We start from the raw sequence: 26,866 nt of genomic DNA, 5'->3' as shown, positions 1-26,866 counted from the left end.
CCGGCTATCTAATCACGCTGCCGGCGCGTCCGCTCAGCCCGCGATCAGGAAGGCAGCTGCCAGGCCCAGGACGGCAATCAGGAGCCAGGATGCCAGGGCCGCCAGGAGCGCCTGCCCGCCGGTATGGAGCAGCGTCCGGATCCTCACGGCCGAGCCCAGCCCGAACAGGGCCGCGCCCAGGAGGATGTCCTGCAGTGTGGCACCGGCGTCGAGCCAGGCCGGGGCCAGCCAGCCGGTGGAGCGCAGGGCCACCATGGCCACGAAGCCCACCACGAACAACGGCACCACCGGCGGCATTTTCGATGTGGTGCCGTTGGCGGCGCCCAGGGCGCGCGCACCGTTCCGGTGGTGCGCGCCGGCCGCGGCAACAACAGGCGCCAGCAGCAGCACCCGGGTGAGTTTGACGACGACGGCGATCGCCAGGGCAGCGGACCCGGCAGTCTGCGCCGTGGCCACCACCTGGCCGACGTCGTGCACGGACGCCCCGGTCCAGGCGCCGAACACCGTGGCCGTCAGGCCCAGGGGGTGGGCGAGGAGGGGCAGTACGCCGATGGCGAGCGTTCCGCAGAGCGTCACGAGGGCTACCGGCAGGACGGTTTCCGCGTGCCGGATGCGGCGGACGGCGGCCATGGCGCCGATGGCCGATGCGCCGCAGATGGAGAAGCCGGTGGCTACCAGGAGCGAGGTCACCGGCGGGAGGCGGAACAGCCGCGAGATTGCATAGGTGCCGCCGAAGCTGGCCGCCACGACGCCCACGATCAAGACCAGGGCCGGCCACCCCAGGTCGAGGACATCCATGACGCTGACTTTCAGGCCCAGGAGCACGATCCCGCCGCGCATCAGGTGCTTGCCCGCGAAGTCCAGTCCGGGCCGGGCCCGGCCCCCGGTCCAGCTGCCGGCGCCGGGCAGGTTGGCCGCAAGCACGCCCAGGACCACTGCCATGGTCATCGCCGGCAGCGCCGGTACCAGGCCGTGCACCATGAAGGCCACGGCCACAGCGGCCGCTGCCGTCAACAGGCCCGGAACCAACCGCGCCACACGGCGCCGGAAACTGCCATGGCCCGGCACTGGGAGGCTTCTGCTGCTTGGCACTCACCTACTCTGCCCGACGAGGCCAGTAAAGTACGAACCGGGCTGCCGGCGACAACACGCCAGAATGGATGGCAGTAATGAACTCGAAACAAAAAGATGGTTGGCTATTGGACATGTCAGACCTATTCCAGGATTACTCCGAGGCCGCCGGCCGCACCGGAGCCTACGACGAGATGTTTGCCCCCGGGCAACAGGCCAGGGACTCGTACGGGCAGGTGGCGGAGGCGCTCCGGAAGCTCTCCCTGGCGGACGTCAGCGCACGCGCCGACTCCATGGCCCGCACCTTCCTGGACCGCGGGGTAACGTTCGACTACGCGGGCGAGGAACGGCCCTTCCCCCTCGACATCGTGCCCCGTGTTATCCCCGCGGCTGAGTGGGATGTCCTGGAACGCGGTGTGGCGCAGCGCGTCCGCGCCCTGGAAGCGTTCCTGAACGACGTCTACGACAAAATGACGGTGGTCTCCGACGGCGTGATTCCCCGCCAGCTCGTGACCACCAGCGCCCACTTCCACCGGCAAGTCCACGGCTTTGAACCTGCGGGCGGGGTCCGGGTCCACATCTCCGGAATCGACGTGGTCCGCGACGCCGCAGGCACTTTCCGCGTCCTGGAGGACAACGTCCGCGTCCCCTCCGGCGTGAGCTACGTCCTGGAAAACCGGCGCGCCATGGCCAAGGGCCTGCCCGAGGCATTCGGCCAGCAGCTCATCCGGCCCGTGGAGGAGTACCCGCGCCGGTTGCTCTCGGCCCTTCGCAAAACCGCACCGGCCGGCGTGGACGATCCCACCGTCGTGGTCCTCACCCCCGGCGTCTTCAACAGCGCCTACTTCGAGCACACCCTCCTGGCCGGCCTCATGGGCGTGGAACTGGTGGAGGGCCGCGACTTGATCTGCCGCGGCAACCGCGTCTACATGCGCACCACGGCGGGCGAACAGCGCGTGGACGTGATCTACAAGCGGATCGACGACGACTTCCTGGACCCGCTGCAGTTCCGCTCGGACTCCATGCTCGGCTGCCCCGGGCTGGTCAATGCTGCCCGCGCCGGCGGCGTGACGATCGCCAACGCCGTGGGCAATGGCGTGGCCGACGACAAACTGGTTTACAGTTACGTGCCTGACCTGATCCGCTACTACCTCAGCGAGGAGCCCATCATCGCCAACGTGGACACCTTCCGCCTCGAGGAAAAAGAAGCCCGGGAGTACACCCTGGACAACCTGGCGGAGCTGGTGGTCAAGCCGGTGGACGGCTCCGGCGGCAAGGGCCTGGTCATCGGTCCCGATGCCTCCAAGGACGAGCTCGACGCCCTCCGCCAGCGGATCATTTCCGATCCCCGCGGCTGGATCGCCCAGCCGGTGCTGCAGCTCTCCACCGTTCCCACCCTGGGCGGTGACAAGTTCGGTCCCCGCCACGTGGACCTGCGGCCCTTTGCGGTCAACGACGGCGACGACGTCTGGGTCCTCCCGGGCGGCCTGACCCGCGTTGCGCTGAAGGAAGGGTCGCTGATCGTGAACTCCAGCCAGGGCGGCGGATCCAAGGACACCTGGGTCCTTGCCGACTCACCCCAGATGCCCGTGGAAACCGTTCCACGCCAGTCCGTCACGGTCCGTGAACGCGTCTCGGTGTGGCCCGTGGAAAGCAACTGGCGCGACCGCCAGTCGGAGCAGCAGCAGTGAGCCGGGCACTCGGACACGTGGCCGCCGTCGGGCGTTTCTTTTTGACCATTCCGGGCGCGCAGGAGGTAGCCGCGAATGCTTAGCCGTATTGCCGAGTCCCTTTTTTGGATCGGCCGCTACGTGGAGCGGGCTGACGGTACCGCCCGCATCCTGGACGTCCACCTGGAACGCCTGAACCACCTCCCCATGGAGGAGCGGAAGAGCGTGGCCCAGGAGCTCCTGGCTGTCATGGGCGCCAAGCCGCAAAGCGAGGATTTCGGCCTGCCGGAACTGCTCCATGCGCTGGCGTATGACAAGACCAGTGCCACGTCCATTGCCGGTTCGTTGGGTGCTGCCCGGGAGAACGCCCGCCGCGCACGCGAGACCGTGTCCTCGGGGCTGTGGGAGAGCCTGAACACCACCTACTATGGGCTGAGCCAGCACCGCAAGGACGTGGTGGGCACGTACCGGTTCTGCAACTGGACCTTGGAGCGCACGGCCATGGTCAGCGGCCTTGCCGACACTACGGTGAGCCATGACGAAAGCTGGCTCTTCCTGGTCCTGGGCCGTTCGCTGGAGCGAGCGGACATGACGGCGCGGATGCTCTCCACGCGTGACGTCCTCTCCGCAGGCATGTCCTGGGTGAACATGCTGCGCTGTGCCGGCGCCTACGAGTCCTTCCTCCGCACCCGCCGCGCTGCGTTTGGAGACCAGCACGCTGCTGAGTTCCTGCTCCTGGACCGGCTGTTCCCGCGGTCCATTGTCTACGCGCTGCGGGACGCCGACGAGTGCCTGGCCAAGCTGGACCCATCCGCACAGCGCGTCGGCTTCATCAACGACGCCCGGCGGATCGTGGGCCAGGCCCGGACCTTCCTTGAGTTCCACCGCACGGACGACCTCATGTCCGAACTGCCCGAGCACATGGAACGTGTGCAGAAGGCGGTGTCGCAGGCTTCGGACGCCATTTCCCGTAAGTACTTCAATCAGGCGGACGAACTCGCCTGGGTGGGAGAAGTGTCATGACCCGGTTGAGCATCGTCCACAGGACGGCGTACAAGTACAACAAGCGGGTGACGCTGTCCTACAACGAGGCCCGGATGACGCCGCTGACGGACTCGCAGCAGGTGGTGCTGGAGTCCGTGGTGAAAGTTTCCCCGTCGCAGGCGGCGGTCAGCACCTACCGTGACTACTGGGGGACCAGGGTTACGGCCTTCGACATGCAGATGCCGCACGAAAACCTCGAGGTGGTCTCCAACATCACGGTGGAGGTGCACAGGGCGGAAAAGATCCCCGCGGAAGCGGACATCGTGGGCTGGGATGAGCTGGCGTCGGCGGAGACCCTCGACGCGTTCAGCGACTGGCTGCCGCAGTCCCGGCTCAGCGGCCCGGGCGACGAGGTCCTGGGCATCATCCCCGGCGTCGTGGCCGGAAAGAATCCGCATGAGGCCGCCATGGCTGTCTTCGCCTGGATGCGCGGGGAGATGACCTACATGTCCGGCTCCACTGCCGTCACCACCAACGCCGAGGAAGCCTGGGGCCAGCGCCAGGGTGTGTGCCAGGACCTGGCGCACCTGGCCATCGGTGCGCTGCGCAGCTGCGGCATTCCGGCGCGCTACGTCTCCGGCTACCTGCACCCGCGCTCCAGCGCCGGGATCGGCGAGACGGTGGCCGGGCAGTCGCACGCATGGCTGGAATGGTGGGACGGGGACTGGCGCAGCTGGGACCCCACCAACCACAAACCGGCCGGTGACTTCCACGTCACCGTGGCCAGGGGCCGCGATTACCGGGACGTGCCCCCGCTGAAGGGCATCCTGTCAGGCGGCGGCGGCTCCGCCCTGAAGGTCAGCGTGGAGATCACCCAGCTCGCCTGACGCGCAGGGTTCCCCGGCCTTCATGGCCGGGGAACCCGCCGTCGGCCTATTCCTGCGAAGCCTTGGCGGAGCCGCTGATCTGTGTCCACCATGTCATTGGATCGGTGACCTTGAAGCGGCGGCCCGTGACACTGTCCGGGGTGATGCGGACGAAAGCGTCCTTCCGCCCGGCCTGCCAAGGGAAGAGATACAGGCGGGAAGTCTCCAGCACTTCCTCCGTGCTTTTGACCAGGGCGGCCGTGCCCTTGATGACCACGCTCCACGCCAGGCCGGTATCGGGGTCCACACCGTCCGCTTCCACTGCCACGGGGGCATCGCCTGAGGCTGCCGACAATTTGGTGCCCTGGCTGGTGCGGAAGACCAGCGTGCCGCCGTCCACAGTGAAGTTGACCGGGAAAATGTCCGGCCGGCCATCAACGAGGACCGCCAGCCTGCCCACGGACACCGTCCGCAGCAGTGCCCAGCATTCGTGGTGTTCGAGATTCTGCACTTGGGTGGATGACTCGTTGCTCATGCCGTGAGCATACCCGCTCACCAGGGGCTGGGCTTGTAATCCTTCAGGAAGACGCCGTACTGGTCCTCGCCCTTTTCACCCATGACAATCGGGTCGTAGACCCGGGCCGCGCCGTCCACCAGGTCCAGGGGCGCGTGGAAGCCTTCCTCCATGAGCCGGACCTTGGTGAAATGCGGACGCTCGTCCGTGATCCAGCCGGTGTCCACGGCCGTCATCAGGATGCCGTCCGTATCCAGCATCTCCTGCGCGCTGGTGCGCGTCATCATGTTGAGCGCGGCCTTGGCCATGTTGGTGTGCGGGTGTCCAGGGCCCTTGTAGGCGCGGGAGAACTGTCCTTCCATGGCGGAGACGTTCACGATGTATTTGCGCCGCGCGGTGGACCTCTTCATGGCGCCCCGGAGCCGGCTGACCAGCAGGAACGGCGCGGTGACGTTGCAGAGCTGCACTTCGAGCATCTCCAGGGGATCCACTTCGTCCACCACCTGCGTCCAGCTGTTGATGGTTGCGAGGTCCGGGACCAGGCCGCCGGCGTCGATGGCGGTCCCTGTGGCGATGCGCTCCAGCGAGGCAGAGCCGGTGGAGAGGGCCAGCGAGGTGATCGCATCGCCGGCCAGGACCGGGTGTTCGGTGACGCTGCCTGCGAGGGCGAGCGGGTGCTTGTCGTGGGCATGGCCGAACGTCAGCAGTTCCGGGCCGCCGTTGGCCGGCTCCAGCGATGCCGGGAGCGGCTCGTCCTCGGCATCCACCAGCGGCTTGTAGGCGTTGCCTGAACGGCGCACGGTCTGGGCCGCGTTGTTGATGATGATGTCCAGGGGGCCGGCCTCGTTGAGCGAATCGGTCAGGGCCATGACCTGGGCGGGATCGCGCAGGTCGATGCCCACGATACGGAGCCGGTGCAGCCATTCGCCGCTGTCTTCCATGGCTGCGAACCGGCGTGCGGCGTCTTTGGGGAACCTGGTGGTGATGGTGGTGTGGGCTCCGTCGCGCAGCAGCCTTAGCGCGATGTACATCCCGATCTTGGCCCGTCCTCCGGTGAGCAGGGCGCGCCGTCCGGTCAGGTCAGTCCGGGCATCGCGTTTGCTGTGGCTGAAGGCCGCGCATTCCGGGCACAGCTGGTGGTAGAAGGCATCCACCTGGGTGTAGTGCTGCTTGCAGATGTAGCAGGGCCGGGACCGGAGGAGGTGCCCCGCGACCTTGCCGGCGGCCGATGGTGCCAGCTTGTTGCCACGGGTTTCGTCATCGATGCGGTCCGGGGCGGCGGTGGCGGTCTGGGCGATCACGGCACGGTCGGCATCGGCGATGGAATCACGTTTGGTGACCCTGCGGTGGCGCTTGACGGCCTTGAACATCTTCCCCGTGGCGCGGCGCACCGAGATGTAGTCCGGGTGCTCCTCGTCGTACGCATGGATGGTGTTCAGGACCTTGAGGCAGGCCTGGATGTCCTCAGGGGTCAGATCGGGGGAGCTCATTAGGAAAATTTTACAGCGTACGCCGCAGGCCGCGGCACCACCGGTGGTGCCGCGGCCTGCGGATGCCTTGGAGAGTGCGGTGCCCGGGTCAGGAGACCCGCGCGCCGGGTGCGGCCTCCGCCGCTGCGGCAGCGTGCGTGCCTGCCACCTTGTCCGCCGCCTCACGCATATCGGGATACTGCTCCGCTGCCGCCTTCACGGCACTGGGCAGCTCTCCCAGGTGCCGTGCGGCGAGCTGGCGTTCTTCGTCCGTGGGCTCCGGGACTTCCTGGCCTTTGGAGAGGACAGTGATGCCGGATTCGGTGACCTTGAAGCCGCGTGCACGGTCAAGGTCGGGGTCCAGCCCGATGGCGGCACCGGCGGGGACCTTGACGTTCTTGTCCAGGATGGCGCGTTTGATCACGGCACCTTCGCCCACCTGCACCTTGTCCATCAGGACCGAGTCGATGACCCGGCTGCTGGTGGCCACGTAGACGTCGTTGGACAGCACCGAGCCCTCCACCACGCCGCCGGAGATCACTACTCCGTTGGCAACGATGGAGTCCAGGGCCGTGCCCACGGTGTTGTTCTTGCCCCGGACGAACTTGGCCGGCGGCGAGATGCTCTGCCGCGTGTAGATGGGCCACTCGGAGTTGTAGAGGTTGAACACCGGCAGCGGGGAGATGAGGTCCATGTGGGCGTCATAGAAGGAATCGATGGTGCCTACGTCGCGCCAGTAGGTGCGGTCGCGCTCCGTGGAGCCGGGAATGTCGTTAAGCGTGAAGTCGTAGACCCCCGCCTCCCCGCGGTTGACGAAGTAGGGAATGATGTCCCCGCCCATGTCGTGTTTGGTGTCCAGGCGCTCAGCGTCCACGTGCAGCGCCGCGACCAGGGCGTCGGCGTTGAAGACGTAGTTGCCCATGGAGGCAAGGAACTGTGACGGGTCGGCTGCAAGCCCGGGGGTGCTCGAGGGCTTCTCCACGAAGGCCGCGATCTTCTGCGGATCGTTCTGGTCCACCTCGATGACGCCGAACTGGTCGGCCATGTGCAGCGGCTGCCGCACCGCAGCCACGGTGGCTTTGGCCCCGCTGAGTACGTGTTGCTCCACCATCTGGGCGAAGTCCATACGGTACACGTGGTCTGCGCCAACAACGACGACGATGTCGGGGTTGGCGTCGTGGATCAGGTTCAGGGACTGGTAAATGGCATTTGCGCTGCCCAGGAACCAGCTCTTGCCTACACGCTGCTGTGCGGGAACGGAGGCGACATAGTTTCCCAGCTGGGTGGACATCCGCCACGCTTCGGATATATGCCGGTCGAGGCTGTGGGACTTGTATTGCGTGAGGACCACGATTTGCAGATAGCGTGAATTCACCAGGTTGGAAATGGCGAAATCGATAAGGCGGTAACTGCCGGCAAAAGGCACGGCAGGCTTGGCCCGGTCTGCCGTCAGTGGCATCAGTCTGTTTCCCTCGCCACCTGCGAGGACAATGGCCAGGACTTTTTTGGTCAACGGCATAATGGTCGCTCCTGTACGCCTTCGTAACTCCCCAAGACAGTCCGGTAGGCCCGGACTCCTTCACACTAGAACAGTTATCCGTGAACGACTACCTTGGGTCTTGTGCGAATAGACATTGTGACTAAAGAGTTCCCGCCGGAGATCTATGGTGGCGCCGGGGTACACGTGGCCGAATTGAGCAGGGTGCTTAGTAAGCACGTTGACCTGCAGGTTCGTGCTTTCGGCGCTCCCCGCGACGCCGACTACCACGGCGCCACCGTGACGTCGTACCAGGTACCCGAAGACCTGGGCGGGGCCAACGCGGCGGTTCAGACCCTGGGTGTGGACCTGCGCATTGTGCCGGATGTGCAGGGGGCCGACCTGGTCCATTCGCATACCTGGTACGCCAACATGGCCGGGCATCTGGCCTCGCTGCTGCACGGAATCCCGCACGTTCTCAGCGCCCACAGCCTCGAGCCGCTGCGGCCGTGGAAGGCTGAGCAACTGGGCGGCGGCTACGCCCTTTCCTCCTGGGTGGAGAAGACGGCTTATGAAGCGGCGGCGGCGATCATCGCCGTTTCCGAGGGCATGCGGCAGGACATCCTGCGCAGCTACCCCAACGTTGACCCGGAAAAAGTACGGGTGGTCCACAACGGCATCGACGTGGAGCTGTGGCAGCGTGACGAAAACGACGACGCCGTCCGTGCCCTGGGCATCGATCCCGCCAAGCCAAGCGTCGTCTTTGTGGGGAGAAACACACGCCAGAAGGGCGTTCCCTACCTCCTCCGGGCGGCAGCGAAACTTCCGGCCGATGTCCAGTTGGTGCTGTGCCTGGGCGCGGCCGACACTCCGGAACTGGCTGCGGAAACCGCAGCGCTGATCGAGGAGCTGCAGAAGCAGCGCACGGGCGTGGTGCTCATTGAACGAATGCTGCCGCGCCACGAGCTGATCCAGGTGCTCAGCCACGCCACCGCCTTCGCGTGCCCCTCGATCTATGAGCCGCTGGGCATCGTCAACCTCGAAGCCATGGCGTGCGGCGCCGCAGTGGTGGCCAGCGCCACCGGCGGTATCCCGGAGGTGGTCGAGCATGGCCGGACCGGGCTGCTGGTGGACCTGGAACAGGTCACCGACGGTACCGGCACACCGCTGGACCCGGAGAAGTTCGTCAGCGAGTTCGCCGCCGCACTCACCGAGGTGGTGTCAGATCCCGACCGCGCCCGCGCCATGGGACAGGCCGGACGGGAGCGCGCAGAAAAGCACTTCTCCTGGGAATCGATCACTGAGACCACCCTTGAGGTCTACCGCTCGGTGCTGCCGGCGCAGAGCTAGCCCCGCTCAGGCAAGAACAGACGACGGCGCCGCGCCCCTCGCAAGGGGAGCGGCGCCGTCGTTGGTTTCCCGCTTTGCAGTGCTTGCCTGGCTATGCCTTCCGGGCCGCCGTCCTGGCAATCAGCACCTTCTCGTCCACCGGGGCCTGCCCGCTGGCCCGCTGGCTGCGGAAGTGGGCACGGGCTTCGTCCTGGCGGGCCCGCTCGGCGCCGGTGGCGACGGCCGCCCGGACGTGTTCCTCGCCGTACCCGAAGGCGTCCACGAGATCCAGGGCATGCGGGCGGATCTTCTCCAGCAGCCTGTTGATGTACCCGCCAACGGTGCGTGCCCGCTGCATGGAGAGGCGGCCGTTCATGAGGTACCAGGAGAGGTTCTTCTCGATCAAGGACAGGCCGAAGAGGTCACGGAGCCAGGTGAGGACCTTCCTGGTTCCGGGATCCTCGACATGCTGCAGGGCGTCCGTGAACGCTTCCCACTGCAGCAGCTCCGCGTGGGCCTGGGCGGCGTCGATGAGTTCATTCTGGTGCCGGTTGAACAGGGCGGCACCCTTGTCCTGGGGGAGCCGTTTGCTGCCCTTCAAAGCGGTGCCGGCTTCAGCCACCATGGTCTGGACCCGGTCCGTGAGCAGGGCGCGCTGGCCTTCCTCGTCACGGAGGGCGATCGCGGCCTTCTGGACCGAACCGGTGTCAGCCATGAACTGGGCCACCTGGCGCAGGCCCGTGCGGTGGACGGCAGCGCCGGCGGCCTGGTTGACCACGTACCGGGCCAGCACGCCGAAGTCCACGTTACGGAATTCCTTTGCGTAGTCGGCCAGCAGGCGCTTGGCTACCAACTGCAGCAGCACGGTGTTGTCGCCTTCAAACGTGGCGTAGACGTCCAGGTCGGCGCGCAACGAGGCGAACCGGTTTTCGATCAGGAAACCGGCGCCGCCGCAGGCTTCCCGGCATTCCTGCAGGGTGTCCAGGGCGTGCCAGGTGCTAAGCGGCTTCAGGGCTGCCGCCAGGGTCTCCAGGTCCTGGCGGTCTGCGTCGGTGTCGTGGGCGCCGGAGAAGACGTCGTCGAACTTCTGCAGCAGCTGCTCGTGGGCGAAGCCTGCCGCGTAAGTAGCGGCCAGCCGGGTGAACAGGCGCCGCTGGTGCCGCTGGTAGTCCAGCAGGACTTCCTCGTCCGTGTGGGAGGAAGCGTTGAACTGGCGGCGTTCGGTGGCGTACTGGATGGCGGCTTTCAGGGCCACCTTGGAGGCGGCCACGGCGGCGCCGTCCAGTGACACGCGGCCCTGGACCAGCGTTCCCAGCATGGTGAAGAAGCGCCGGCCGGGGCTGGCAATCGGCGAGGTGTAGGTGCCGTCCGCGTCAACGTTTCCGTACCGGTTCAGGAGGTTGGTCCGTGGGATGCGGACGCTGTCAAAGTGCAGCCGGCCGTTGTCGATGCCGTTCAGGCCGCCTTTGACGCCGTCGTCCTCACCGCCGATTCCGGGCAGGAACTCCTTTGTTTCCGGATCCCGCAGGTCCACGTAGAAGGCGTGGACGCCGTGGTTCACGCCCCGGGTGACCAGCTGGGCGAACACGACGGCGCCGAGGCCGTCATTGGCCGCGTTGCCGATGTAGTCCTTCCAGGCGGCGCGGAACGGGGTGTGGATGATGAACTCTTCGGTGGCCGGTTCATAGGTTGCGGTGGTGGCGATGCTGGCCACATCCGAGCCGTGGCCCGTCTCCGTCATGGCGAAGCAGCCGGGGATTTCCAGGCTCATGATTCCCGGCAGCCACTTGGTGTGGTGTTCCGCGGTCCCCAGGTGCATCACGGCGGACCCGAAAAGCCCCCATTGGACCCCCGCCTTTATCTGCAGGGACGGGTCGGCCACCACCAGTTCCTCGAAACCGGCAATGTTGCCGCCGTGGTCGTCAGAGCCGCCCAGTTCCGAAGGGAAGGCGCGGTGCACGGCTTCATTGTCCACGAGGTATTTGAGTTGGCCGAACACGCGGGCACGGTGTTCCGTGTGCGTCAGGCCTTCGATTTTGTGCAGTTCGGGCCTGGCGGCAAGATCCCGTGCCTGGAGCCTTACTCCGGCCCACTTGCCCAGGAGCTGCCTGCCCAGTGCCGCGACGTCGACGGCGGGCGTGGGGCTTTCGTCCAGGGGCTTGGCTGCCGGGGTTCCGGCGGGGCGGAGCCCCTTGCGCGCGGGGCGGTCCACTACGTCAGTCATGTCACAGTCCTTCTTTGGCGGATAACTTGGTGGTCGGTGAAGCGGGGGTGAGTTCGGGGACTATGCCCACGCACAGCCAAGCCGTGATCTGGCGGGCCATGGCCTCCTGGTCTGGTTTGGTGGGGGAGTCCGGGGTGCTGAGCCACTGTTCGCCGGCGTTCCGTACGAGGCCGATCGCCGCCTTTGGCCAGTAGCCGATGACGGTTTCCCTGACGTCGCCCAGATGGGACCGCATGGGGGTGGCGATCATCTCCGCGATGGCGTCGAAGAAGGGGCCCAGCGGGCCGCCGGCCGCAGCGGGGTGCGCCGGGCCGGCAGCGTCCCCCGGAGCGTAGCTGGTGACGAAGGTGTAGACGTTGGGGCTGGTATCGGCCATCTGAAGGTAGGCCGAGACCATGGCCAGCAAACCTTCGCGGGGCGTGAGGGCACTCTGTGCGGCTTCCTGGATGCGCTGCTGCATCTGGCTGAGGACCACTTCGCCCACCGCCTGCTGCAGCCCCGCTTTGTCCCCGAAGTACCGGTAGAAGACGGACTTCGATGTTCCAGCGGCAGTTGCAATGTCCTCCATGGAGGCGTCGCTGCCCAGCACGTGCACCGCGCGGCGGGCCAGTTTGATGAGTTCCCTGCGCCGCTCCTCCCGGTGGCTCTGCCAGCGCGACGAACGCCCGTCCGGGCTGGCCGGCGACGGCAGTTCGATGGTCAAGGGGGAGTGCGTGTCCTGGTGGTTCACGATACCCAGCGTATCAGGTACGCTGGGTATCGGTAACCACTTGTGACCAGAGGAGCCCTCCATGTCCACAGAAGGACAGTCCACCCGCGCAGGCGCATCCGGCGTCCCTGCAGTCCCGGAAACCCGCAGGGCGGTGATCGTCGGCGGCAACAGGATCCCATTCGCCCGGGCCGGGGGAGCCTACGCGAAGTCCTCAAACCAGGACATGTTGACGGCGGCCCTCGATGGCCTGATCGCACGGTTCGGCCTCCAGGACGAACGGATCGGCCAGGTCGCGGCGGGCGCGGTCCTCAAGCACTCGCGTGACTTCAACCTCACCAGGGAGGCAGTGCTGGGATCGGCGCTCTCGGCGGAAACGCCCGTGTACGACCTCCAGCAGGCGTGTGCCACGGGTCTGGAGACTGTGGTGGGACTGGCGAACAAGATCAAGCTGGGACAGATCGACTCCGCCATCGCCGGGGGCGTGGATTCGGCGTCCGATGCACCGGTGGTGGTCAGCGAAGGACTCCGCGAGGTCGTCCTGGACCTTCACCGGGCCAGGACCCTTCCCCAGCGGCTCCAGATCCTCAGCCGGCTCCGGCCAAAGGACCTGGCTCCTTTGGCCCCGGGCACAGCGGAGCCGCGTACCGGCCTGTCCATGGGCGAGCACCAGGCCCTGACCACTGCCCAGTGGAAGATCTCCCGGGACGCACAGGACGAGCTGGCACTGAACAGCCACCACAACCTGGCCGCCGCCTACGACTCCGGGTTCTTCGACGACCTGATGACCCCTTACCGGGGACTAACGCGTGACGGCAACCTGCGGGCTGACACGTCGCTGGAGAAGCTCGCGTCGCTGAAGCCGGTCTTCGGCCGCAACCTCGGCGCCGATGCCACCATGACGGCGGGTAATTCCACCCCTTTGACGGACGGTGCCTCCACGGTGCTGCTGGCGTCCGACGAATGGGCTGATGCCCGCGACCTGCCCAAGCTGGCAGCCGTGGTGGACGCCGAAGCTGCCGCAGTTGATTTTGTCCACGGCAAGGACGGGCTGTTGATGGCTCCGGTGTTTGCGGTGCCCCGGCTCCTGGCCCGGCAAAACCTGACACTGGCGGACTTTGATTACTTCGAAATCCATGAAGCCTTCGCTGCCACCGTCCTCAGCACGCTGGCAGCTTGGGAAGACGACGAGTTCGGCCGCACCCGGCTCGGCCTGCACGGCGCGTTCGGCAGCATTGACCGTTCCCGCCTCAACGTCAACGGCTCCTCGCTCGCAGCAGGCCACCCCTTTGCCGCCACCGGTGGCCGCATCGTGGGCACGCTCGCCAAGATGCTCCACGCCAAGTCTGCTTCCACCGGGCGTCCGGCCCGGGGCCTGGTGTCAGTGTGCGCGGCCGGCGGCCAGGGCGTCGTCGCGATCCTGGAATCCCTGTAGGGGACGGCCGTGGCGGATACATACTCACAACTGGTCAACAGCGGCGTGGGCCGCAACCTGGCAAAGAAGCTCGGCCTTCCGCAACCGGCGGTCCTTCGCCGCTACCAGCCCGGGCAGCCACTGGTGACCGGACCCGTCGTCGTCCTCGGTGATACTCCGGGGGCGGACAAGCTCGCTGCAGAACTGCTGTCCTGGGACCTCGACGTCCGGCGGCATGCCGTCCCGGCCGAAAAGCTGGGGGCCATCATCCTGGTCCTTGATGAGCTCGGACATCCGGCAGACCTGGAAAAGCCGGTGCTGGCAGCGGCGGGTTCCCTCCGGGACCTGCGGGCCGGCGGCCGGGTCATCACCCTGTCCCGCCCGGCGTCGGAAGCGTCCTCGCCCGAGGCCGCAGCAGCACGGCAGGGGGTGGATGGCTTCCTGCGGTCCCTGGCCAAGGAACTGCGGGCCGGCGCCACCGGCAACGGCGTCGTCCTTGCCAACGGCACCACCGCCACCAGTCCCAGTGCACTGGGCGCCCTGAGGTTCTTCCTGTCCGGCCGGTCAGCGTTCGTGGACGGACAGTTCCTCACGGTCTCATCGGAGGATGGCAGTCTTCCCGCCGACCCGGAGCAGCCCCTGGCAGGCAAGGTGGCCGTCGTCACCGGCGCGGCCCGCGGCATCGGTGCCCAGATCGCCAGGACGCTGCACCGCGATGGCGCCACCTTGATCCTGGTGGACATTCCTGCGGCGGGCGACCAACTGGCGGCAGTGGCCAACGGGGTGCGGGCCACCGCACTGCAGCTCGACATCACCGCCCCCGACGCGGGCCAGCGAATTATCGACCACGCGGTCCAGCGGCACGGCCGGCTGGATATCGTGGTGCACAACGCGGGTGTCACGCGGGACAAGCTGCTGGCCAACATGGACCAGGGAAAATGGAATTCGGTGATTAACATCAACATCGCCGCCCAGCTCCGCATCAACGAGGCACTCCTGGCCTCCGAGCACTTCCGGCCGTCACCGCGTATTGTTGCAGTTGCCTCCACCAGCGGCATTGCCGGGAACAAGGGACAAACCAATTACGCCGCGTCCAAGGGGGGAGTCATGGGAATGGTGCGTGCCACCGCCCCCCTGCTCGCCTCCCGCGGCGGCACGATCAATGCCGTGGCCCCCGGATTCATTGAAACGGAGATGACGGCGCGCATCCCCTTTGCCGTCCGCGAGGTGGCGCGCCGGCTGAACTCCCTGCAGCAGGGCGGCCTGCCGTCCGATGTTGCGGAGACCATCGCGTTCCTGGCCAGCGATGCCGCCGGCGGGATCAACGGGGAGGTGCTGCGGGTATGCGGGCAGAACCTGGTGGGGGCATGACGGCCCAGCAGCCGGTGGTCCTGGCGGAGATGCCATCGTTGTCCAAGCTGTATGTCAATGCAGCCGCGCAGGCGGCTCGGCGCAGGCTCCTGGGAACCCATGACTCCGCAGTCCTCCCGGCGGAAAGCCATGAAGTCCGGGGCGTCACGGTGGGGGTGGAAAATCTTACTGCCTACCAGCACCTGATCGGCGAGACGGCCAGCGACGTCCTCCCTGCCGGCTTCATCCACGCCATCGCGTTCCCTTTGGCCATGAGCGTCATGAACCGGGACGACTTTCCGCTGCCCCTGCTGGGGATGATCCATCTGCGCAACAGTGTGGGGCAAAGGTCACCACTGGTGTTCACCGATGTCCTGGACATCACCGCGCGGGTGGAGAACCTTCGCGGCCACCGTGCGGGGACACAAGTGGACGTCGTGGCGGAAGTGCGGCGTGCAGGCTCCGGCGATGTGCACTGGTGCGGGGTGTCCACATACTTGGCCAAGGGAGTGTTCCTGCCGGGGATCGACAAGCCCTCAGTTTTTCCGCCGAGGGCTGACTTTACTGCACCTGATCCAACAGCCCTGTGGCACCTGGGGGTGGATACCGGCCGCGCTTACGCAGCAGTCTCGGGGGACTTCAACCCCATCCACCTCAGCGTGCTTTCGGCGAAGGCCCTGGGCATGCGCCGATCGATAGCCCACGGAATGTACCTGGCGTCCCGCGCGCTCGCTGATGTGGGCCCGGCCCGGGGTGACTCCTTCAGGTGGGATGTGGAGTTCGAGGCCCCTGTCTTCCTGCCCTCCCGGGTTGCCTTGGAGATCGGGACTGAGCAGAGCGGTTCGGGGGCCTGGAAGCACTCCAGTTTTGTTGCCTGGTCCCCGCGCTCCGGGCGGCGCCATTTCAGTGGAACCGTCTCGGCCCTGTAGCTCCGGGCCAGTAAATTCCATCCAGGGGGTCAGCCTAGTCCGACGGACGGACTGCCCGCAGGATCCGGTGAAGGCTGAGGAGGACCGATTCCGACGCAGGAACTGTTCCCTGATCTGCCGGCCTGGCGGCGGTGGCAGCCAGGCAGGCTTCTACCGCCGCCTTGGCGGCGTCATAACGGTCCTTCCGGTCCTGATCGTCGCCGTCGGTGCCCGCGGACACCAGTTCTCCGGTAGCGGTAATGGCGTCTGCCAGGGGCTCGCTGTCCTGCAACGGAATGGCATACGGCACGTCGTCTTCCCAGATCACATCGGACAGCACATCCGTCATGTCCTGGATATGGAACGTGACGCGCTCCAGGTCCTGCAGGTCGCGAAAGTCCTGGTCCATGTCACGCGGGTGCAACTTCCGGCGGGGGTTGGCCCGGCGGCTCGCATCGGCCTCTTTAACCAAATGGCGTACTGATCGTGCGGCCGCGGCGAGTTCGTCCGACCTGCGCGACCAGTCTTCGTGCTCAGGGGGCCACTTTTCCTTCAAGGCGGCGCCCATATCCAGCAACTGCTTGCCCAGCGCAACCCTGAGGTCGGCCAGGCTGGACGCCGCAGCGTTGAGGTGCAGGGGTGGAAAGATCAGGAAATTCACTGCGATGCCCACCGCCACTCCTGCTGCCATCTGCACAAGGTAGCCGTAGGAGAAATCTTCGGCGTTACTGCCGCCGACCAGCAGAACCAGCAGGGCCGCCGTCGGAATCCAATCACTGCCTGAACCGATGCCCGGCAAGCCGCCCAGCAGGACGCCCACCCCCATAAACAGGGCGACTGTCAGGGGTGAGGGCTCGCTGATGCTTACCAGGACGAAGGCGAGGCCGATTCCCATCGCCAGCCCTGCCAGGGCCTGCGCCCCCTGCTTCATGGACCCGGCGACATTGTGATACATGGCCACCAGGGCGCCCAGCGGCGCGTAGTACGCGTAGTGGGAGGCGGCGCCGGGCATGAGGGGTGCGATGGCGAAGGCCAGCCCCGCGGCTATGGCCGCTTTCCCTGCCAGTTGCAACCGCTGCGCCGCGAAGGCAGCAGAAAGTCCCGCCACTGATTGTCTAAGAAGTTGGGTCCCCCGAGCCCACCGTGCATCCGGCCGTGCCTGAGTATTGCCCATCCGGACAACAGTAGGGCCGGGGGTGCGTCAGGACAAACCAGCTGCTGCATGCCGCACGGCAGCGGCCAGGCGGTGGGCCCGTCCCGGAGTGCGCCCCTCTTCCGCCCGCCGGGGGATGTAGCCGAAGCCCAGGCCATAGGACGGGTCGGCAAAACCGAGGGCCGCGTTGGCCCCCTCATGGCCAAAGGCGCGGTGGCTGCCGAAGTTCCGCGATGGGTGGGGCTTCATGAAGACGACGGCGAAGGCGTTGTCCAGGCCGGAGGACCGGTCCAGGCCCCACACCTGCTCCCGGGTCATTGCCGTGAGGGTCCCTGCTGTGAGGAAGGGGTCACTGCCTTCGACGCCGGTGGTAGCTGCCGCGTACAGCCGGGCCAGCCCATCGGCGGACCCCACACCGGCGGCGGCGGACATGCCCGCGGCACGCACGGAGCGGATGTTGGGCAGTTCCATGATGGTGCTGACGGGGGCGTTGCTGTTCATGCCATCGAGGCTGAGGGGGTCGATCCACGCCTGATCTGGGTCTGTCTCGTAGAGGACATCCCGGTACCTGCCTTCCAGGTCCTCCGGCAGCCCCAGGAAGAAGTCCACATCCTGCGGCTTCCGGATCCTCTGGTCGTAGGTGTCCTGCAAGGCCCCACCCGTGGTCCGTCGGCACAGTTCCTCCATGAGGATTCCAATGGTGAGCGCGTGATATCCGAACTGGCGGCCGGGCTCCCAGGAGGGTGGGGAAGCGGCAAGTCTGGCAGCGGCCTGGGGGGTGGTGAACTCGTCCAGGGCAAAGCCGCCCTCAACCCCCATCAGCCCCGCCTGGTGCGACAGTGCCTCCCTGACCAGGAGTCTGTCCTTTCCGTGCACGGCAAACTCAGGCCAGTAGTGCGCCACAGTCTTGTCCAGGTCAAGAACGCCGTCCTGGACCAGCAGGGCGATGACCATGGCGGCAACGCCTTTGGAGCAGGAATAGGCGCCGGTCAGCGTATCCGGAGCCACGTCCGGGCCACCCGTCAGGCGGATCACCGGTTGCCCGGAGTGGTAGACGGCCAGCTGTGCGCTGTAAAGGGAGTCCTCCGCGAGGAAGGACTCAAACAGTGCCAGGACGTTTTCGTACCCCGGCGCCACGGAACCCAGAGGAGTCTGCATGCCCTCCAGTGTAGAAGGAAAGCGGTTTCCTCGGGGGATTCAGGTTAGAGAGCTGCTCCGTGTCCCGGCGTAACTTCCTCGCCCGGCCGGACCGGCCCCGGCGGCGTGCCCTCTCCGAATGGGCGCCCGCCCAGCGACTCCCGGCCGTGGTCCGTCAACCATCCGGCCAGGTCCGGGCCGGCAGGAACGATGCCGGTGGGGTTGATGTCCTCATGCACGATGTAGTAGTGCTGCTTGATCTGCACGAAGTCGATGGTGTCTCCGAAGCCCGGAGTCTGGAACAGGTCCCGTGCGTATCCCCACAGGTTGGGCATTTCGCTGAGCTTTTGCCGGTTGCACTTGAAGTGTCCGTGGTAGACGGGATCGAACCGGGCAAGGGTGGTGAAGAGCCGTACGTCTGCTTCGGTAATGGTGTCGCCCACCAGGTAGCGCTGCTGCGAGAGGCGGTCCTCAAGCCAGTCCAGCGCGGTCCACAACCGTTCGTAGGCTGAATCATAGGCCTCCTGCGACCCGGCGAAGCCGCAGCGGTAGACGCCGTTGTTGACCTCGGTGAAAACCCGCTTGTTCACTTGGTCGATTTCGGCGCGGAGGTGCGCGGGGTAGAGCTGGGGGGCATCCGGCCGGTGGAACTCTGTCCACTCCGTCGAGAAGTCAAGGGTGATCTGCGGGAAGTTGTTGGTCACCACTTCGCCGCTGCGAACGTCGATGATGGCGGGCACGGTGATTCCCCTCGGGTACCCCGGGAAACGTTTGAAGTAGGCATCCTGCAGGCGCTCTATGCCCAGGACCGGGTCCACTCCGCCCGGATCCAGGTCGAAGGTCCAGGAACGCGCGTCGTGGGTCGGGCCGGGCTGGCCGAGCGAAATTGCGTCTTCAAGACCCAGCAGCCGGCGGACAATGACCGTCCGGTTTGCCCACGGGCAGGCCCTCGCGGCAATCAGGCGGTAGCGCCCTGCTTCCACCGGCCACCCCGGCTCGCCGTTGCTGCCGGGAGCGGCATCCCTGGTGATGCGGTCCTCTATGTAGTTGGTGTCCCGGGTGAATTCGGAGCCGCCTGTCACGTAGGCACCGCGGGTGCTGTGTTCTTTGGTGGGGCCGGTCGCTGCGGGGGTGCTGTCCGTTTCCTGGGTCATGCCACAAGCCTATGCGCCACCGCGACGCTCTAAGAGCCCTGCTGCAGGATTATCGAGACGGGCTGCCAGGCAACCAGCCATGCCGCGGCCACCAGGAGCGTGAACAAGGCAATCCAGATTCCGGATGGAACCGAGGTGGCCCGGAACAGGAGGTATGCGTCGGAGCTGCTGAGTCGGTCCCGACGGCGGAGGTGCACGTGGGTGAGTTTGAGGAGGTCCCGGACAGCGGCGACGAGGAGTGCAAGGCCGAAGATGACGGCGACGTGGCCCACGATGGAAGACGGTGCAAGGAAGATAAGTGCGGCTGCACCGCCGATTGCGGCACCGGTGATCACGAATGCGGCCAGGTTGCGGAGGAAGAGGAGCGAAGCGGCCAGCACCAGCACACTGACGGCCATGGCTGCCGATGCCCACCCGTTCAGCCCGCACCAGACAAACGCGGCACCTGCCAAGGCGGGAACCGGATATCCCCAGAAGCAGGACCACGCCGCGGCAAGCCTGCTCCTGCCGTAGGTTGTGGTGGTTCCTGAATGGTCAAGGCGCAGGCGGATGCCGGACAGCCGCTGCCCGGAGGTCAGGGCAGCGAACGCGTGGCCGAGTTCGTGCGTCGCCGTGGCGAGGAGGCCGAAGTAGCGCCAGCTGCGCCGGGGGATGGACAGCCCGACGGCGGCCGCCAGGGACAGCATCATCTCAACCCAGCTGATGGTGGGTACGTCTGTTTGGGTGAACGCCGAGGTGAAGGTTTCCCATAAGCTGGCAGGGCTGTCCAATGTGCCTCCTGGCTGCCGTGTCGCCGTCGTAAGTGTCGCCGTCGTAAGTCCTGCACCCAACGCTACGCAGGTGAGCTGGATGAAGGCATAAAACAAAATCCAAGAATGAAGCGGGTCAATGGCTTAAAGCCGAAAGGCACGCCTGGTGCGGCGTGCCTTTCGGGCGGGACCGTGCGTACCTGCCCCTCGGAAAGCTTCTTGACTAGCCTTCGCACTCGGTGCAGTAGCTGTGGCCGTCTTTTTGCCGGGCGATCTGGGACCGGTGGCGGACCAGGAAGCAGGAGTAGCAGGTGAATTCGTCCTCGGCCTGCGGGATGACCTGGACTACGAGCTCCTCAGCGACGAATTCGCCGCCAGGGACCCCGGCGCCGTCCAGCCCGTCAGCCTCGTCCAACTCCTGCACAACACTGCGGGCGTCGGGAGCATTCGCTGACTGGAGCTGCTCGAGTGAGTTGTCCTGCGATTCCTTGACGTCGGAACGCAGTTCATCGTAATCGGTTGCCACTTTGGGTGCTTCTCTTTTCTTTGATTGGCTGTCGGGTATGAAACGTACAGCATCAAGCCGGTATTCCCCAACAGGGAGCGTAGATCCGGCGCCGGTTGGGTAATGGTTCAGAGGAGCGGCCGCAGGTTTTGAACCGCAGTGCGGCCGCGTGGGCAGTGGAGGGACGGCCGGTGCCGTGCCCACCACGCGACGGAAGGGGCAGTTTATGGAGCAACTCACGGCAGAGTTTGGCGGCGCCGAACAGGTGGGTATGGGCGTCGGCCCCGTGCTGGAGAAGTTTGATGCTGTGTCCAGGGTCGTCGTCCTGCGCGGGGGCGGACTGGGGGACCTCGTCTTCGCGGTACCGGCAATGGCTGCGTTAAAGGCGGCCTATCCCGCAGCGACCATCACCCTGTTGGGCACGCCGATCCACAAGGCGCTGCTCGGAGCGGTGGAAGGCCCGGTGGATGAGGTGGTTGTCCTGCCGTTCGCGGAAGGCGTACGGCCTGGGGAAGAAGATGCCGGCGAACTGGAGGGTTTCTTTGCTGACATGCGCGGGCGCCACTTCGATGTGGCCGTCCAGCTCCACGGCGGCGGACGATACTCGAACCCCTTCCTGCTGCGCCTGGGCGCGCGCCACACAGTAGGGACCCGGACGGCCGACGCCGCAAGCCTTGAGCGTACTGTTCCTTACCTCTACTACCAGCACGAACCCCTCCGGGCTTTGGAGGTGGCCGGGTTCGCGGGCGCTTTCCCCATAGACCTTGAGGCACGGCTTGCACCCGCCCGTGCGGAAGCAACCTCCGAAGCCGGCAGCGGCGATGGCGCCCAGCCGCTCGTGGTGATCCATCCCGGCGCCACCGACCCCCGCCGTCGTTGGCCCGCAGCCAAGTTCGCGGAACTTGCTGCTGCCTGCGCGGCTGATGGCTCGCGGGTGGTGATTATCGGGGATGCCAGTGAACAGGATCTGGCCGAGGGGATTGCCGCCCGCGCAGCCTCGACAGCAGTTCAGTCCGCGGCCGGTGCCCTTGATATGGCAGGCCTCGTGTCGCTGCTGGCGGCGGCTGGCGTTGTGGTGGCGAATGACAGCGGACCGAGGCATCTGGCGCAGGCGCTCGGTGTGCCGACGGTCGGCATCTTCTGGGCAGGCAACGTGATCAACGCCGGGGCGCTCGGGCGGAGCCTTCACCGCGTCCACGCCTCGTGGGTCACGGCCTGCCCCACCTGCGGCATCGACGTCACCCAGGTTGGCTGGACAGCTCCGCGCTGCGTCCATGACGACTCGGTGGTGGCTGATATCGGCGTCAACGAAGTCTACGAGGACGTCCGCAGCCTGACAGCCACCACGTTCGCGAAGCAGGACGCATGACCGGCACGGTAACCGGAGTAGAGGCAGGTACCGCGATACCGGCGGACGATAAACCTGAGCTCCTGGTACTGCGCGCCTTGAAGCTGGGGGACCTGCTGGTGGCCGTACCGGCCTTGAAAGGGATCCAGCGTGCGTTCCCCGGGCACCGGCTGCGTTACGCCGCCCAGGGATGGCTGTCGGAGGCCCTGGGGCTGGTGGGCGGTTATGAGCTGCTGCCCACGCACGGCCTTGACGAGCCGCTGGCGTTGGACCCGGGTGTGGTGGACGTGGCCGTCAACCTGCACGGAAGCGGACCGGAGAGCCAGGGACGGATCGAGGCGCTGAAGGCCCGCCAGACCCTGGGGCACCGAAGCGCGCACCGGGACGGGCCGCCGTGGCGTCCGGAACTGCATGAGCGCGAGCGCTGGGTGAGGCTCCTTGAATGGCATGGAATAGAAGCAGATCCGCTTGACGTGCAGTTGAACACGCCCCACGTCCCCAGCCCCGTCCCCGGCGCAACAGTCCTGCATGTGGGTGCCGCCTACGGCAGCAGGCTGTGGCCCGCGGAACGGTTTGCGGCGGTGGCAGGGGCACTGACGGATGCCGGTCACCAGGTGGTGTTCACCGGGGGTAAGTCCGAAAGGGACCGGGCGGAGGAAGTGTGCCGCCTTGCAGGGCTCCCTGGCACCACGGTGCTGGCCGGCGTGCTGGGGCTGGGGGAGTTTGCTGCCACGATTGCCGCTGCGCGGCTGGTGGTCTCGGCAGATACCGGGGCTGCCCACCTGGCATCCGCGTACGGCACTCCCTCCGTGGTGCTTTTTGGCCCGGCCCCACCCGAGATCTGGGGTCCCCCGCCCGGACCCCACGTTGTCCTGACGCGGGCCGAACTGCGGCGCGGGGACACCTTCGCGACCCAGCCGGATCCTGCCCTGCTCGCCGTCGGGGTTGCCGATGTCATGGCAGCTGTCAGGGGACTGGGGCTGCTCTGAACACATTGGGCCAGCGACTGATTGCTGTGGGTTCCCACAGGGGTCGGATCCTGCTCCCCGGGACTAAAATTGGGTCCATGAGCACTGAGCTGGAGATCGCTTTGGTGTTGGGGACGGCGTTCCTGTGGGTTACCGTGACGCTGACCATCCTGTCCGCCATCGACCGGCCGGAAAGGAAGGCGCGGCGGCAGGAACGGCGCGACATCCGAACGGAAAAGCGGCGGATTGAGTACCGTCCGGTGGCTGCGGGTTCCCATGCCCAGGGACGGAACCACCCGCGGGGCCGGACGCTGCACCCGCACTGACGACGGCGGGACTTTCGCGGGTGCCTCGGTGTGGGGCACACGCCCAAGCCAGTTGCGCGAGGCGGGCGCTCGCCCTCGTGCGCCCATGGCAGGCGGCGCTGCACGCCCTGGTTCCCCGTTAGTCAAGTCTTGACGGTGTCACCCTCGTCCCCGATGCTTCTCCGATGGGAGTAAGCGAAGAGTTGCGGGCGCTGGGCGACGTGGTGGACCGGCTTGCGGCGAAGTTTCCCGCCCTGTCCAGGGAGCACATCGAAGCCGTGGTACAGCAGGAACACAGCCTCCTGGATGCGGGCAGGGTCCGCGCGTTCATACCGGTCCTGGTGGAACATGCAGCCAGGGACCGCCTTTCACGGTAACGGGGTTAGGGTGCCGGCGCGACGTCGATGAGCACCTTTCCGACTGTCTCCTGTTCCACAGCATCATGGGCTGCGGCGGCCTGTTCCAGGGCGAATCGTGTCAGTGGCAGTCCATGTTCTTCGCCTACGCGGACCGCGCCCGCGGCCAGTGCTTCAGCGACGGCGGCCACGGCATGCTGCTTCTGCGCGTTCGTGACCGTGTAGGTCAGGATGAACTGGTAGCGGACGTTCTTGCTCATGCTGTCGCGGATGGGAACAGTGAGCGGCTCTCCGGGGTTCGCCGCGTAAATGGATATGGTTCCCCCGGGCTTGAGGATGTCCAGGTCCGTTTCGATGTTCGCCGGCGCGTTGACGTCCACAATGATGTCGACGCCGTCTGCGGCGACCTGGTGGACGGCACTCACAACGTCGTCCGTCCGGTAGTTGATGACCGTGCCGGCGCCGGCACGGCGGGAGAGTTCAGCTTTGCGGTCCCCACTGACAGTTGTGATGACGGCAGCCCCGGCCCATCGTGCGAGCTGGATAGCGGCATGGCCTACGGCTCCGGCACCTCCGGTGACCAGGACGCTGCGACCCGCCAGGGCACCGGGGGAGAGCCGGGCCGGCCCGTCCTCGTTCGAGGTCAGGGCCCGGTGCGCCGTGAGGGCCGGGATCCCCAACGAGGCGCCGGTGTCGAAGGACTCGGCGTCGGGAAGGGCCACGGCTTTGTGGCTGGGCACCACCACGTATTCCTGCGCCGTACCTTCGGTGCCGCCCCAGGCGACGTCCCACAGCCAGACGCGGTCGCCCACGGTGAAACCGGTGACCCCGGAGCCGAGGTGGTCGATGACTCCGGCTCCGTCCTGGTCTGGAACCTTGGGTGCGTCCAGCTGCTTGCTTCCGCCTCCGGAACGTGACTTCCAGTCGGTGGGGTTGACCCCGGACACCACCATCCGGACGCGGACCTCGCCCGGCCCCGGCTCCGCCAATGGCCGGTCCTGGAGCTTCAGCACGGATGAGGGCCCTGTTGCTTCGTACACGATTGCTTTCATGTCTTCTCCATGTCCGGTTGCTGATGCCCTTACCTTTCCAACCTACCGAACGCACCGAGGGGCGGTTTTCCCCCCCTGGTCTCAGACCACCACGCTCCGGACGGGTTTCCGAACGGCGTTCCACATGGCGGCGGCCAGGTCCACCGGCTGGAAGTCGCTGCTCCGCACTCCGGCAGAGGGCACGAAAAAAGCGCACCCCGTTCGCTGGGTGCGCTTCTTCCGTGACTGACTGTCAGTGCTTGAAGGCGTCCTTGACCTTTTCGCCGGCCTGCTTCAGGTCGCCTTTTGCCTGGTCCGCCTGGCCTTCGGCCCGCAGGCTCTCATCGCCGCTGGCTGCGCCGGCAGCTTCCTTGGCCTTGCCGCCCGCCTTCTCGGCAGCGTTGTCAATCTTGTCGCCCAGTCCCATGGTGTTTCCTCCTCTGGTTCAGCAGCCGTTCGCATCGGCTGCTTCCATCATAAGCATGCTTATGATTAAGTTTTCAAGTCCGGATTTGCGCGACCGCCTAGAACCGGGATGTCCCACGAAGGGGGCGCGGCCGGCCATCCGGGTCCACAATGAACCGGTAGATGGGATCGGCCCACAGGCGGTGGAACGGTGGCAGGGGTTGGGGTATATGGTGACGCACCTGCCCAGCCGGGCGGGGTGTGGAACTGCCGGTTCTGTGCCATTCGTCCAGGGCATCCGCCGCGCTGTTCCACAGCTCCAGTTCGCCGCCGTCGGCATGGAGCCGGGGGTCTTCCTGGTCCAGGCCCAGATGCTCGGCCCAGAGCTGGAGCCGGAGCTTCCTCGCAAGGGGGCGGGGCCGGCCCGGGTTATCACCGGGCGATGTATCGATCACTGCACAGGTGAGCTCGCTGTCGGTTGTCCAGGACCGGCGGTTGAAGTTGTCTGATCCACAGGTGAACCAGGTGTCGTCGATGATGCAGATCTTGGCGTGGACGTAGATCGGCGTCCCCTCGCTGTTCTCCAGATCGAACACCCCCACCCGGTCGGGTGCGGCCCGCCGGAGCATGCTGATGGCACGTAGCTGGCCCAAGCGCCTGGGCGGTCCACCAAGGAAGCCGTCAGAGTCCGGGTACCTGGGCACCACGATGACCACGTTCAGCCTGGGGTTGCCTTTTAGTGCGTCTGCAATGCCGGCGGCGACTTCTGTTGACCACAGGTACTGGTCCTCGATGTAGATGAGCGAGCGGGCGTGGGCGAAGGCCTTTGCGTACGCCCTGGCTATGCTTCGTTCTCCGTTGGGGGCGAACGGGAATGGCGGATGCTTCACGCCATAGGTGCGCAACAGCTGGACGGCGTGCGGGCCGGCCGGTGGCGGGGGCGGAGCGGCCTCCGGCAAGGGTTTGGGGTGCCGGGGCATGCGGGCCAGGCGCTGCAACAACATCCGGTAGGGAGTCCGCCGGTCCAGCGGGTGGCGGTCGTTCCATCGTTCCGCGAACACGGCCAGCACATCTGCCACCACCGGTCCGCGGAGTTCGAGGGCAGCATCGTGCCACGGCGGCCGCTGCCCGTAGCGCGAATCCATCTTCACTGCTTGCGGGTCTCCTGCGTGGCCGGCGTTATCCCGGCGGCTGTGCGAGAGGTCGATTCCTCCCACGAAGGCGACGTCCAGGGACGGGTCGTCGCGACGACGGATGACCACCAGTTTCTGGTGGTGGGAACCGAAGATACGGACCCGCTGGTCCAGCAGCGCCTCGCCGCCCGCGTCGTTGATCTGGCGGCTGAGGAGCTCATTGGAGCGTCCGCTGATGGGGGCCGAGATCCGTTCACCGTGGGACCTCCAGACAAGGCCCCGCACTTCCACGCCAGATCGGGCAAGTTCCGCCAGCAATCCGCCAATCGTCGTACCGCCGGCCTCCAACTGCTCATCACCGTCGCCGCGCCAGTCGGTGAACCACACCCGGTCTCCGGCCTTCAGGGCCGAGAGTTCGGCATGCAGTCTGGAAAAGTAGGCCTCCCCATGAATCAGGGGCTTCACCAGGTTGCCTTCCGACCATGACGGAGAACCTGGACCGCCCGCGTGGATGTCGGTGGCGGGGTTTCCCCGTTCAGCCCGACTCAGGAACCACTTGCCAACCGTGCTGTCCACTCGGTGCTCCTTTCGGGGCCCGGGGGACCAGGCCGCTGCGGATTCCAAACTAGCCTACGGC

At 66.5% G+C, this 26,866-nt stretch carries 25 protein-coding genes; 11 read left to right on the top strand and 14 right to left on the bottom strand.

Translation table 11 applies throughout. The features are described from left to right. Nucleotides 1–33: 33 nt before the first annotated feature. Nucleotides 34–1,092 carry a YeiH family protein gene (locus ACTHQS_RS09080; protein ID WP_440167955.1) on the bottom strand — a complete coding sequence of 353 codons (1,059 nt, stop codon included), beginning with the start codon at nucleotides 1,090–1,092 and terminating at the stop codon, nucleotides 34–36. 113 nt (nucleotides 1,093–1,205) lie between these two features. Between ACTHQS_RS09080 and ACTHQS_RS09075 the strand changes: the two genes are divergently transcribed. From ACTHQS_RS09075 to ACTHQS_RS09065, 3 genes are all read left to right on the top strand, one after another. Continuing rightward, nucleotides 1,206–2,762, top strand: coding sequence for a circularly permuted type 2 ATP-grasp protein (locus ACTHQS_RS09075; RefSeq protein WP_255172209.1), 1,557 nt, complete (start codon nucleotides 1,206–1,208; stop codon nucleotides 2,760–2,762). A 75-nt stretch (nucleotides 2,763–2,837) separates the two neighbouring features. Further along, nucleotides 2,838–3,764, top strand: coding sequence for an alpha-E domain-containing protein (locus ACTHQS_RS09070; protein ID WP_141160461.1), 927 nt, complete (start codon nucleotides 2,838–2,840; stop codon nucleotides 3,762–3,764). Next, on the top strand, nucleotides 3,761–4,612 hold the full coding sequence (locus ACTHQS_RS09065) for a transglutaminase family protein (protein WP_440167952.1): 852 nt from the start codon (nucleotides 3,761–3,763) through the stop codon (nucleotides 4,610–4,612). Before ACTHQS_RS09070 ends, ACTHQS_RS09065 begins: the two co-directional genes overlap by 4 nt. A gap of 46 nt (nucleotides 4,613–4,658) precedes the next feature. On the opposite strand, the gene ACTHQS_RS09060 is transcribed toward ACTHQS_RS09065, so the two are convergent. The 3 genes from ACTHQS_RS09060 to glgC form a co-directional block, all read right to left on the bottom strand. Continuing rightward, nucleotides 4,659–5,126 (bottom strand): pyridoxamine 5'-phosphate oxidase family protein, encoded by a 468-nt coding sequence (locus tag ACTHQS_RS09060; protein WP_440167951.1) that lies wholly within the window; start codon nucleotides 5,124–5,126, stop codon nucleotides 4,659–4,661. A 17-nt stretch (nucleotides 5,127–5,143) separates the two neighbouring features. Then, nucleotides 5,144–6,595 carry an SDR family NAD(P)-dependent oxidoreductase gene (locus ACTHQS_RS09055; protein WP_440167950.1) on the bottom strand — a complete coding sequence of 484 codons (1,452 nt, stop codon included), beginning with the start codon at nucleotides 6,593–6,595 and terminating at the stop codon, nucleotides 5,144–5,146. Between the two features lie 88 nt (nucleotides 6,596–6,683). Continuing rightward, a complete protein-coding gene (gene glgC, locus ACTHQS_RS09050; RefSeq protein ID WP_440167949.1) occupies nucleotides 6,684–8,093 on the bottom strand; it encodes a glucose-1-phosphate adenylyltransferase in 1,410 nt (469 codons plus the stop codon). 102 nt (nucleotides 8,094–8,195) lie between these two features. Here glgC and glgA point away from each other — a divergent pair, with 102 nt between their 5' ends. Continuing rightward, complete coding sequence (glgA, locus tag ACTHQS_RS09045) at nucleotides 8,196–9,401, top strand: glycogen synthase (RefSeq protein ID WP_440167947.1); 1,206 nt, start codon at nucleotides 8,196–8,198, stop codon at nucleotides 9,399–9,401. 91 nt (nucleotides 9,402–9,492) lie between these two features. On the opposite strand, the gene ACTHQS_RS09040 is transcribed toward glgA, so the two are convergent. Further along, entirely contained in the window at nucleotides 9,493–11,604 is a 2,112-nt protein-coding gene (locus tag ACTHQS_RS09040) for an acyl-CoA dehydrogenase family protein (protein WP_440167945.1), read from the bottom strand. A 1-nt stretch (nucleotide 11,605) separates the two neighbouring features. Beyond that, the gene (locus ACTHQS_RS09035) at nucleotides 11,606–12,334 is read right to left on the bottom strand and encodes a TetR/AcrR family transcriptional regulator (RefSeq protein ID WP_440167944.1); all 729 of its coding nucleotides are present in this window, start codon (nucleotides 12,332–12,334) and stop codon (nucleotides 11,606–11,608) included. Between the two features lie 61 nt (nucleotides 12,335–12,395). Between ACTHQS_RS09035 and ACTHQS_RS09030 the strand changes: the two genes are divergently transcribed. Genes ACTHQS_RS09030 through ACTHQS_RS09020 form a run of 3 tightly spaced genes read left to right on the top strand, consistent with a single transcriptional unit; the run spans nucleotide 12,396 to nucleotide 16,006 of the window. Further along, nucleotides 12,396–13,748 (top strand): acetyl-CoA C-acetyltransferase, encoded by a 1,353-nt coding sequence (locus tag ACTHQS_RS09030; RefSeq protein WP_440167943.1) that lies wholly within the window; start codon nucleotides 12,396–12,398, stop codon nucleotides 13,746–13,748. Between the two features lie 9 nt (nucleotides 13,749–13,757). Beyond that, a complete protein-coding gene (locus tag ACTHQS_RS09025) occupies nucleotides 13,758–15,098 on the top strand; it encodes a 3-oxoacyl-ACP reductase (RefSeq protein WP_440167941.1) in 1,341 nt (446 codons plus the stop codon). Further along, nucleotides 15,095–16,006, top strand: a complete 912-nt coding sequence (locus ACTHQS_RS09020; protein WP_440167940.1) for a MaoC family dehydratase — start codon at nucleotides 15,095–15,097, stop codon at nucleotides 16,004–16,006. Before ACTHQS_RS09025 ends, ACTHQS_RS09020 begins: the two co-directional genes overlap by 4 nt. Before the next feature lie 34 nt (nucleotides 16,007–16,040). Here ACTHQS_RS09020 and ACTHQS_RS09015 read toward each other — a convergent pair whose 3' ends face one another. From ACTHQS_RS09015 to ACTHQS_RS08995, 5 genes are all read right to left on the bottom strand, one after another. Further along, the gene (locus ACTHQS_RS09015; protein ID WP_440167939.1) at nucleotides 16,041–17,093 is read right to left on the bottom strand and encodes an FUSC family protein; all 1,053 of its coding nucleotides are present in this window, start codon (nucleotides 17,091–17,093) and stop codon (nucleotides 16,041–16,043) included. Nucleotides 17,094–17,186: 93 nt separating this feature from the next. Beyond that, complete coding sequence (locus tag ACTHQS_RS09010) at nucleotides 17,187–18,296, bottom strand: serine hydrolase domain-containing protein (protein ID WP_440167937.1); 1,110 nt, start codon at nucleotides 18,294–18,296, stop codon at nucleotides 17,187–17,189. A gap of 44 nt (nucleotides 18,297–18,340) precedes the next feature. Beyond that, nucleotides 18,341–19,429 (bottom strand): glutathione S-transferase family protein, encoded by a 1,089-nt coding sequence (locus tag ACTHQS_RS09005; RefSeq protein WP_440167936.1) that lies wholly within the window; start codon nucleotides 19,427–19,429, stop codon nucleotides 18,341–18,343. Nucleotides 19,430–19,458: 29 nt separating this feature from the next. Then, entirely contained in the window at nucleotides 19,459–20,199 is a 741-nt protein-coding gene (locus tag ACTHQS_RS09000; protein WP_440167934.1) for a M50 family metallopeptidase, read from the bottom strand. Between the two features lie 202 nt (nucleotides 20,200–20,401). Further along, entirely contained in the window at nucleotides 20,402–20,704 is a 303-nt protein-coding gene (locus ACTHQS_RS08995; protein WP_018761323.1) for a DUF4193 domain-containing protein, read from the bottom strand. Between the two features lie 205 nt (nucleotides 20,705–20,909). On the opposite strand from ACTHQS_RS08995, the gene ACTHQS_RS08990 reads away from it, so the two are divergent. The 4 genes from ACTHQS_RS08990 to ACTHQS_RS08975 all read left to right on the top strand — a co-directional run bounded on the left by ACTHQS_RS08990 (nucleotide 20,910) and on the right by ACTHQS_RS08975 (nucleotide 23,681). Further along, nucleotides 20,910–22,052, top strand: a complete 1,143-nt coding sequence (locus ACTHQS_RS08990) for a glycosyltransferase family 9 protein (protein ID WP_440167932.1) — start codon at nucleotides 20,910–20,912, stop codon at nucleotides 22,050–22,052. Then, nucleotides 22,049–23,020 carry a glycosyltransferase family 9 protein gene (locus ACTHQS_RS08985; RefSeq protein WP_440167931.1) on the top strand — a complete coding sequence of 324 codons (972 nt, stop codon included), beginning with the start codon at nucleotides 22,049–22,051 and terminating at the stop codon, nucleotides 23,018–23,020. Before ACTHQS_RS08990 ends, ACTHQS_RS08985 begins: the two co-directional genes overlap by 4 nt. A 77-nt stretch (nucleotides 23,021–23,097) precedes the next feature. Continuing rightward, on the top strand, nucleotides 23,098–23,325 hold the full coding sequence (locus tag ACTHQS_RS08980) for a hypothetical protein (RefSeq protein WP_440167929.1): 228 nt from the start codon (nucleotides 23,098–23,100) through the stop codon (nucleotides 23,323–23,325). 164 nt (nucleotides 23,326–23,489) lie between these two features. Next, nucleotides 23,490–23,681, top strand: coding sequence for a three-helix bundle dimerization domain-containing protein (locus ACTHQS_RS08975; RefSeq protein ID WP_440167927.1), 192 nt, complete (start codon nucleotides 23,490–23,492; stop codon nucleotides 23,679–23,681). Between the two features lie 5 nt (nucleotides 23,682–23,686). On the opposite strand, the gene ACTHQS_RS08970 is transcribed toward ACTHQS_RS08975, so the two are convergent. The 3 genes from ACTHQS_RS08970 to ACTHQS_RS08960 all read right to left on the bottom strand — a co-directional run bounded on the left by ACTHQS_RS08970 (nucleotide 23,687) and on the right by ACTHQS_RS08960 (nucleotide 26,805). After that, the gene (locus ACTHQS_RS08970; RefSeq protein ID WP_440167925.1) at nucleotides 23,687–24,712 is read right to left on the bottom strand and encodes an NADPH:quinone reductase; all 1,026 of its coding nucleotides are present in this window, start codon (nucleotides 24,710–24,712) and stop codon (nucleotides 23,687–23,689) included. A gap of 232 nt (nucleotides 24,713–24,944) precedes the next feature. Continuing rightward, entirely contained in the window at nucleotides 24,945–25,118 is a 174-nt protein-coding gene (locus tag ACTHQS_RS08965) for a CsbD family protein (protein ID WP_159633138.1), read from the bottom strand. Between the two features lie 97 nt (nucleotides 25,119–25,215). After that, complete coding sequence (locus ACTHQS_RS08960; RefSeq protein ID WP_440167922.1) at nucleotides 25,216–26,805, bottom strand: phospholipase D family protein; 1,590 nt, start codon at nucleotides 26,803–26,805, stop codon at nucleotides 25,216–25,218. Nucleotides 26,806–26,866 lie beyond the last annotated feature (61 nt).

This window comes from Arthrobacter sp. SAFR-044, from assembly GCF_051965175.1.
GTDB lineage: Bacteria > Actinomycetota > Actinomycetes > Actinomycetales > Micrococcaceae > Arthrobacter.
This window is presented reverse-complemented; position numbering and strand designations above follow the sequence as displayed.

Excerpts from the sequence above, each read along its gene's own strand:
- ACTHQS_RS09055 (WP_440167950.1), bottom strand. The coding sequence starts at position 6,595 with ATGAGCTCCCCCGATCTGACCCCTGAGGACATCCAGGCCTGCCTCAAG.
- ACTHQS_RS09075 (WP_255172209.1), top strand. The coding sequence starts at position 1,206 with ATGTCAGACCTATTCCAGGATTACTCCGAGGCCGCCGGCCGCACCGGA.
- ACTHQS_RS08990 (WP_440167932.1), top strand. The coding sequence starts at position 20,910 with ATGGAGCAACTCACGGCAGAGTTTGGCGGCGCCGAACAGGTGGGTATG.
- ACTHQS_RS08970 (WP_440167925.1), bottom strand. The coding sequence starts at position 24,712 with ATGAAAGCAATCGTGTACGAAGCAACAGGGCCCTCATCCGTGCTGAAG.
- ACTHQS_RS09040 (WP_440167945.1), bottom strand. The coding sequence starts at position 11,604 with ATGACTGACGTAGTGGACCGCCCCGCGCGCAAGGGGCTCCGCCCCGCC.
- ACTHQS_RS08975 (WP_440167927.1), top strand. The coding sequence starts at position 23,490 with ATGGGAGTAAGCGAAGAGTTGCGGGCGCTGGGCGACGTGGTGGACCGG.
- ACTHQS_RS09010 (WP_440167937.1), bottom strand. The coding sequence starts at position 18,296 with ATGCAGACTCCTCTGGGTTCCGTGGCGCCGGGGTACGAAAACGTCCTG.
- ACTHQS_RS09030 (WP_440167943.1), top strand. The coding sequence starts at position 12,396 with ATGTCCACAGAAGGACAGTCCACCCGCGCAGGCGCATCCGGCGTCCCT.
- ACTHQS_RS09060 (WP_440167951.1), bottom strand. The coding sequence starts at position 5,126 with ATGAGCAACGAGTCATCCACCCAAGTGCAGAATCTCGAACACCACGAA.
- ACTHQS_RS09065 (WP_440167952.1), top strand. The coding sequence starts at position 3,761 with ATGACCCGGTTGAGCATCGTCCACAGGACGGCGTACAAGTACAACAAG.
- ACTHQS_RS08985 (WP_440167931.1), top strand. The coding sequence starts at position 22,049 with ATGACCGGCACGGTAACCGGAGTAGAGGCAGGTACCGCGATACCGGCG.
- ACTHQS_RS09020 (WP_440167940.1), top strand. The coding sequence starts at position 15,095 with ATGACGGCCCAGCAGCCGGTGGTCCTGGCGGAGATGCCATCGTTGTCC.
- ACTHQS_RS08965 (WP_159633138.1), bottom strand. The coding sequence starts at position 25,118 with ATGGGACTGGGCGACAAGATTGACAACGCTGCCGAGAAGGCGGGCGGC.
- ACTHQS_RS09070 (WP_141160461.1), top strand. The coding sequence starts at position 2,838 with ATGCTTAGCCGTATTGCCGAGTCCCTTTTTTGGATCGGCCGCTACGTG.
- ACTHQS_RS08980 (WP_440167929.1), top strand. The coding sequence starts at position 23,098 with ATGAGCACTGAGCTGGAGATCGCTTTGGTGTTGGGGACGGCGTTCCTG.
- ACTHQS_RS09005 (WP_440167936.1), bottom strand. The coding sequence starts at position 19,429 with ATGACCCAGGAAACGGACAGCACCCCCGCAGCGACCGGCCCCACCAAA.
- glgC (WP_440167949.1), bottom strand. The coding sequence starts at position 8,093 with ATGCCGTTGACCAAAAAAGTCCTGGCCATTGTCCTCGCAGGTGGCGAG.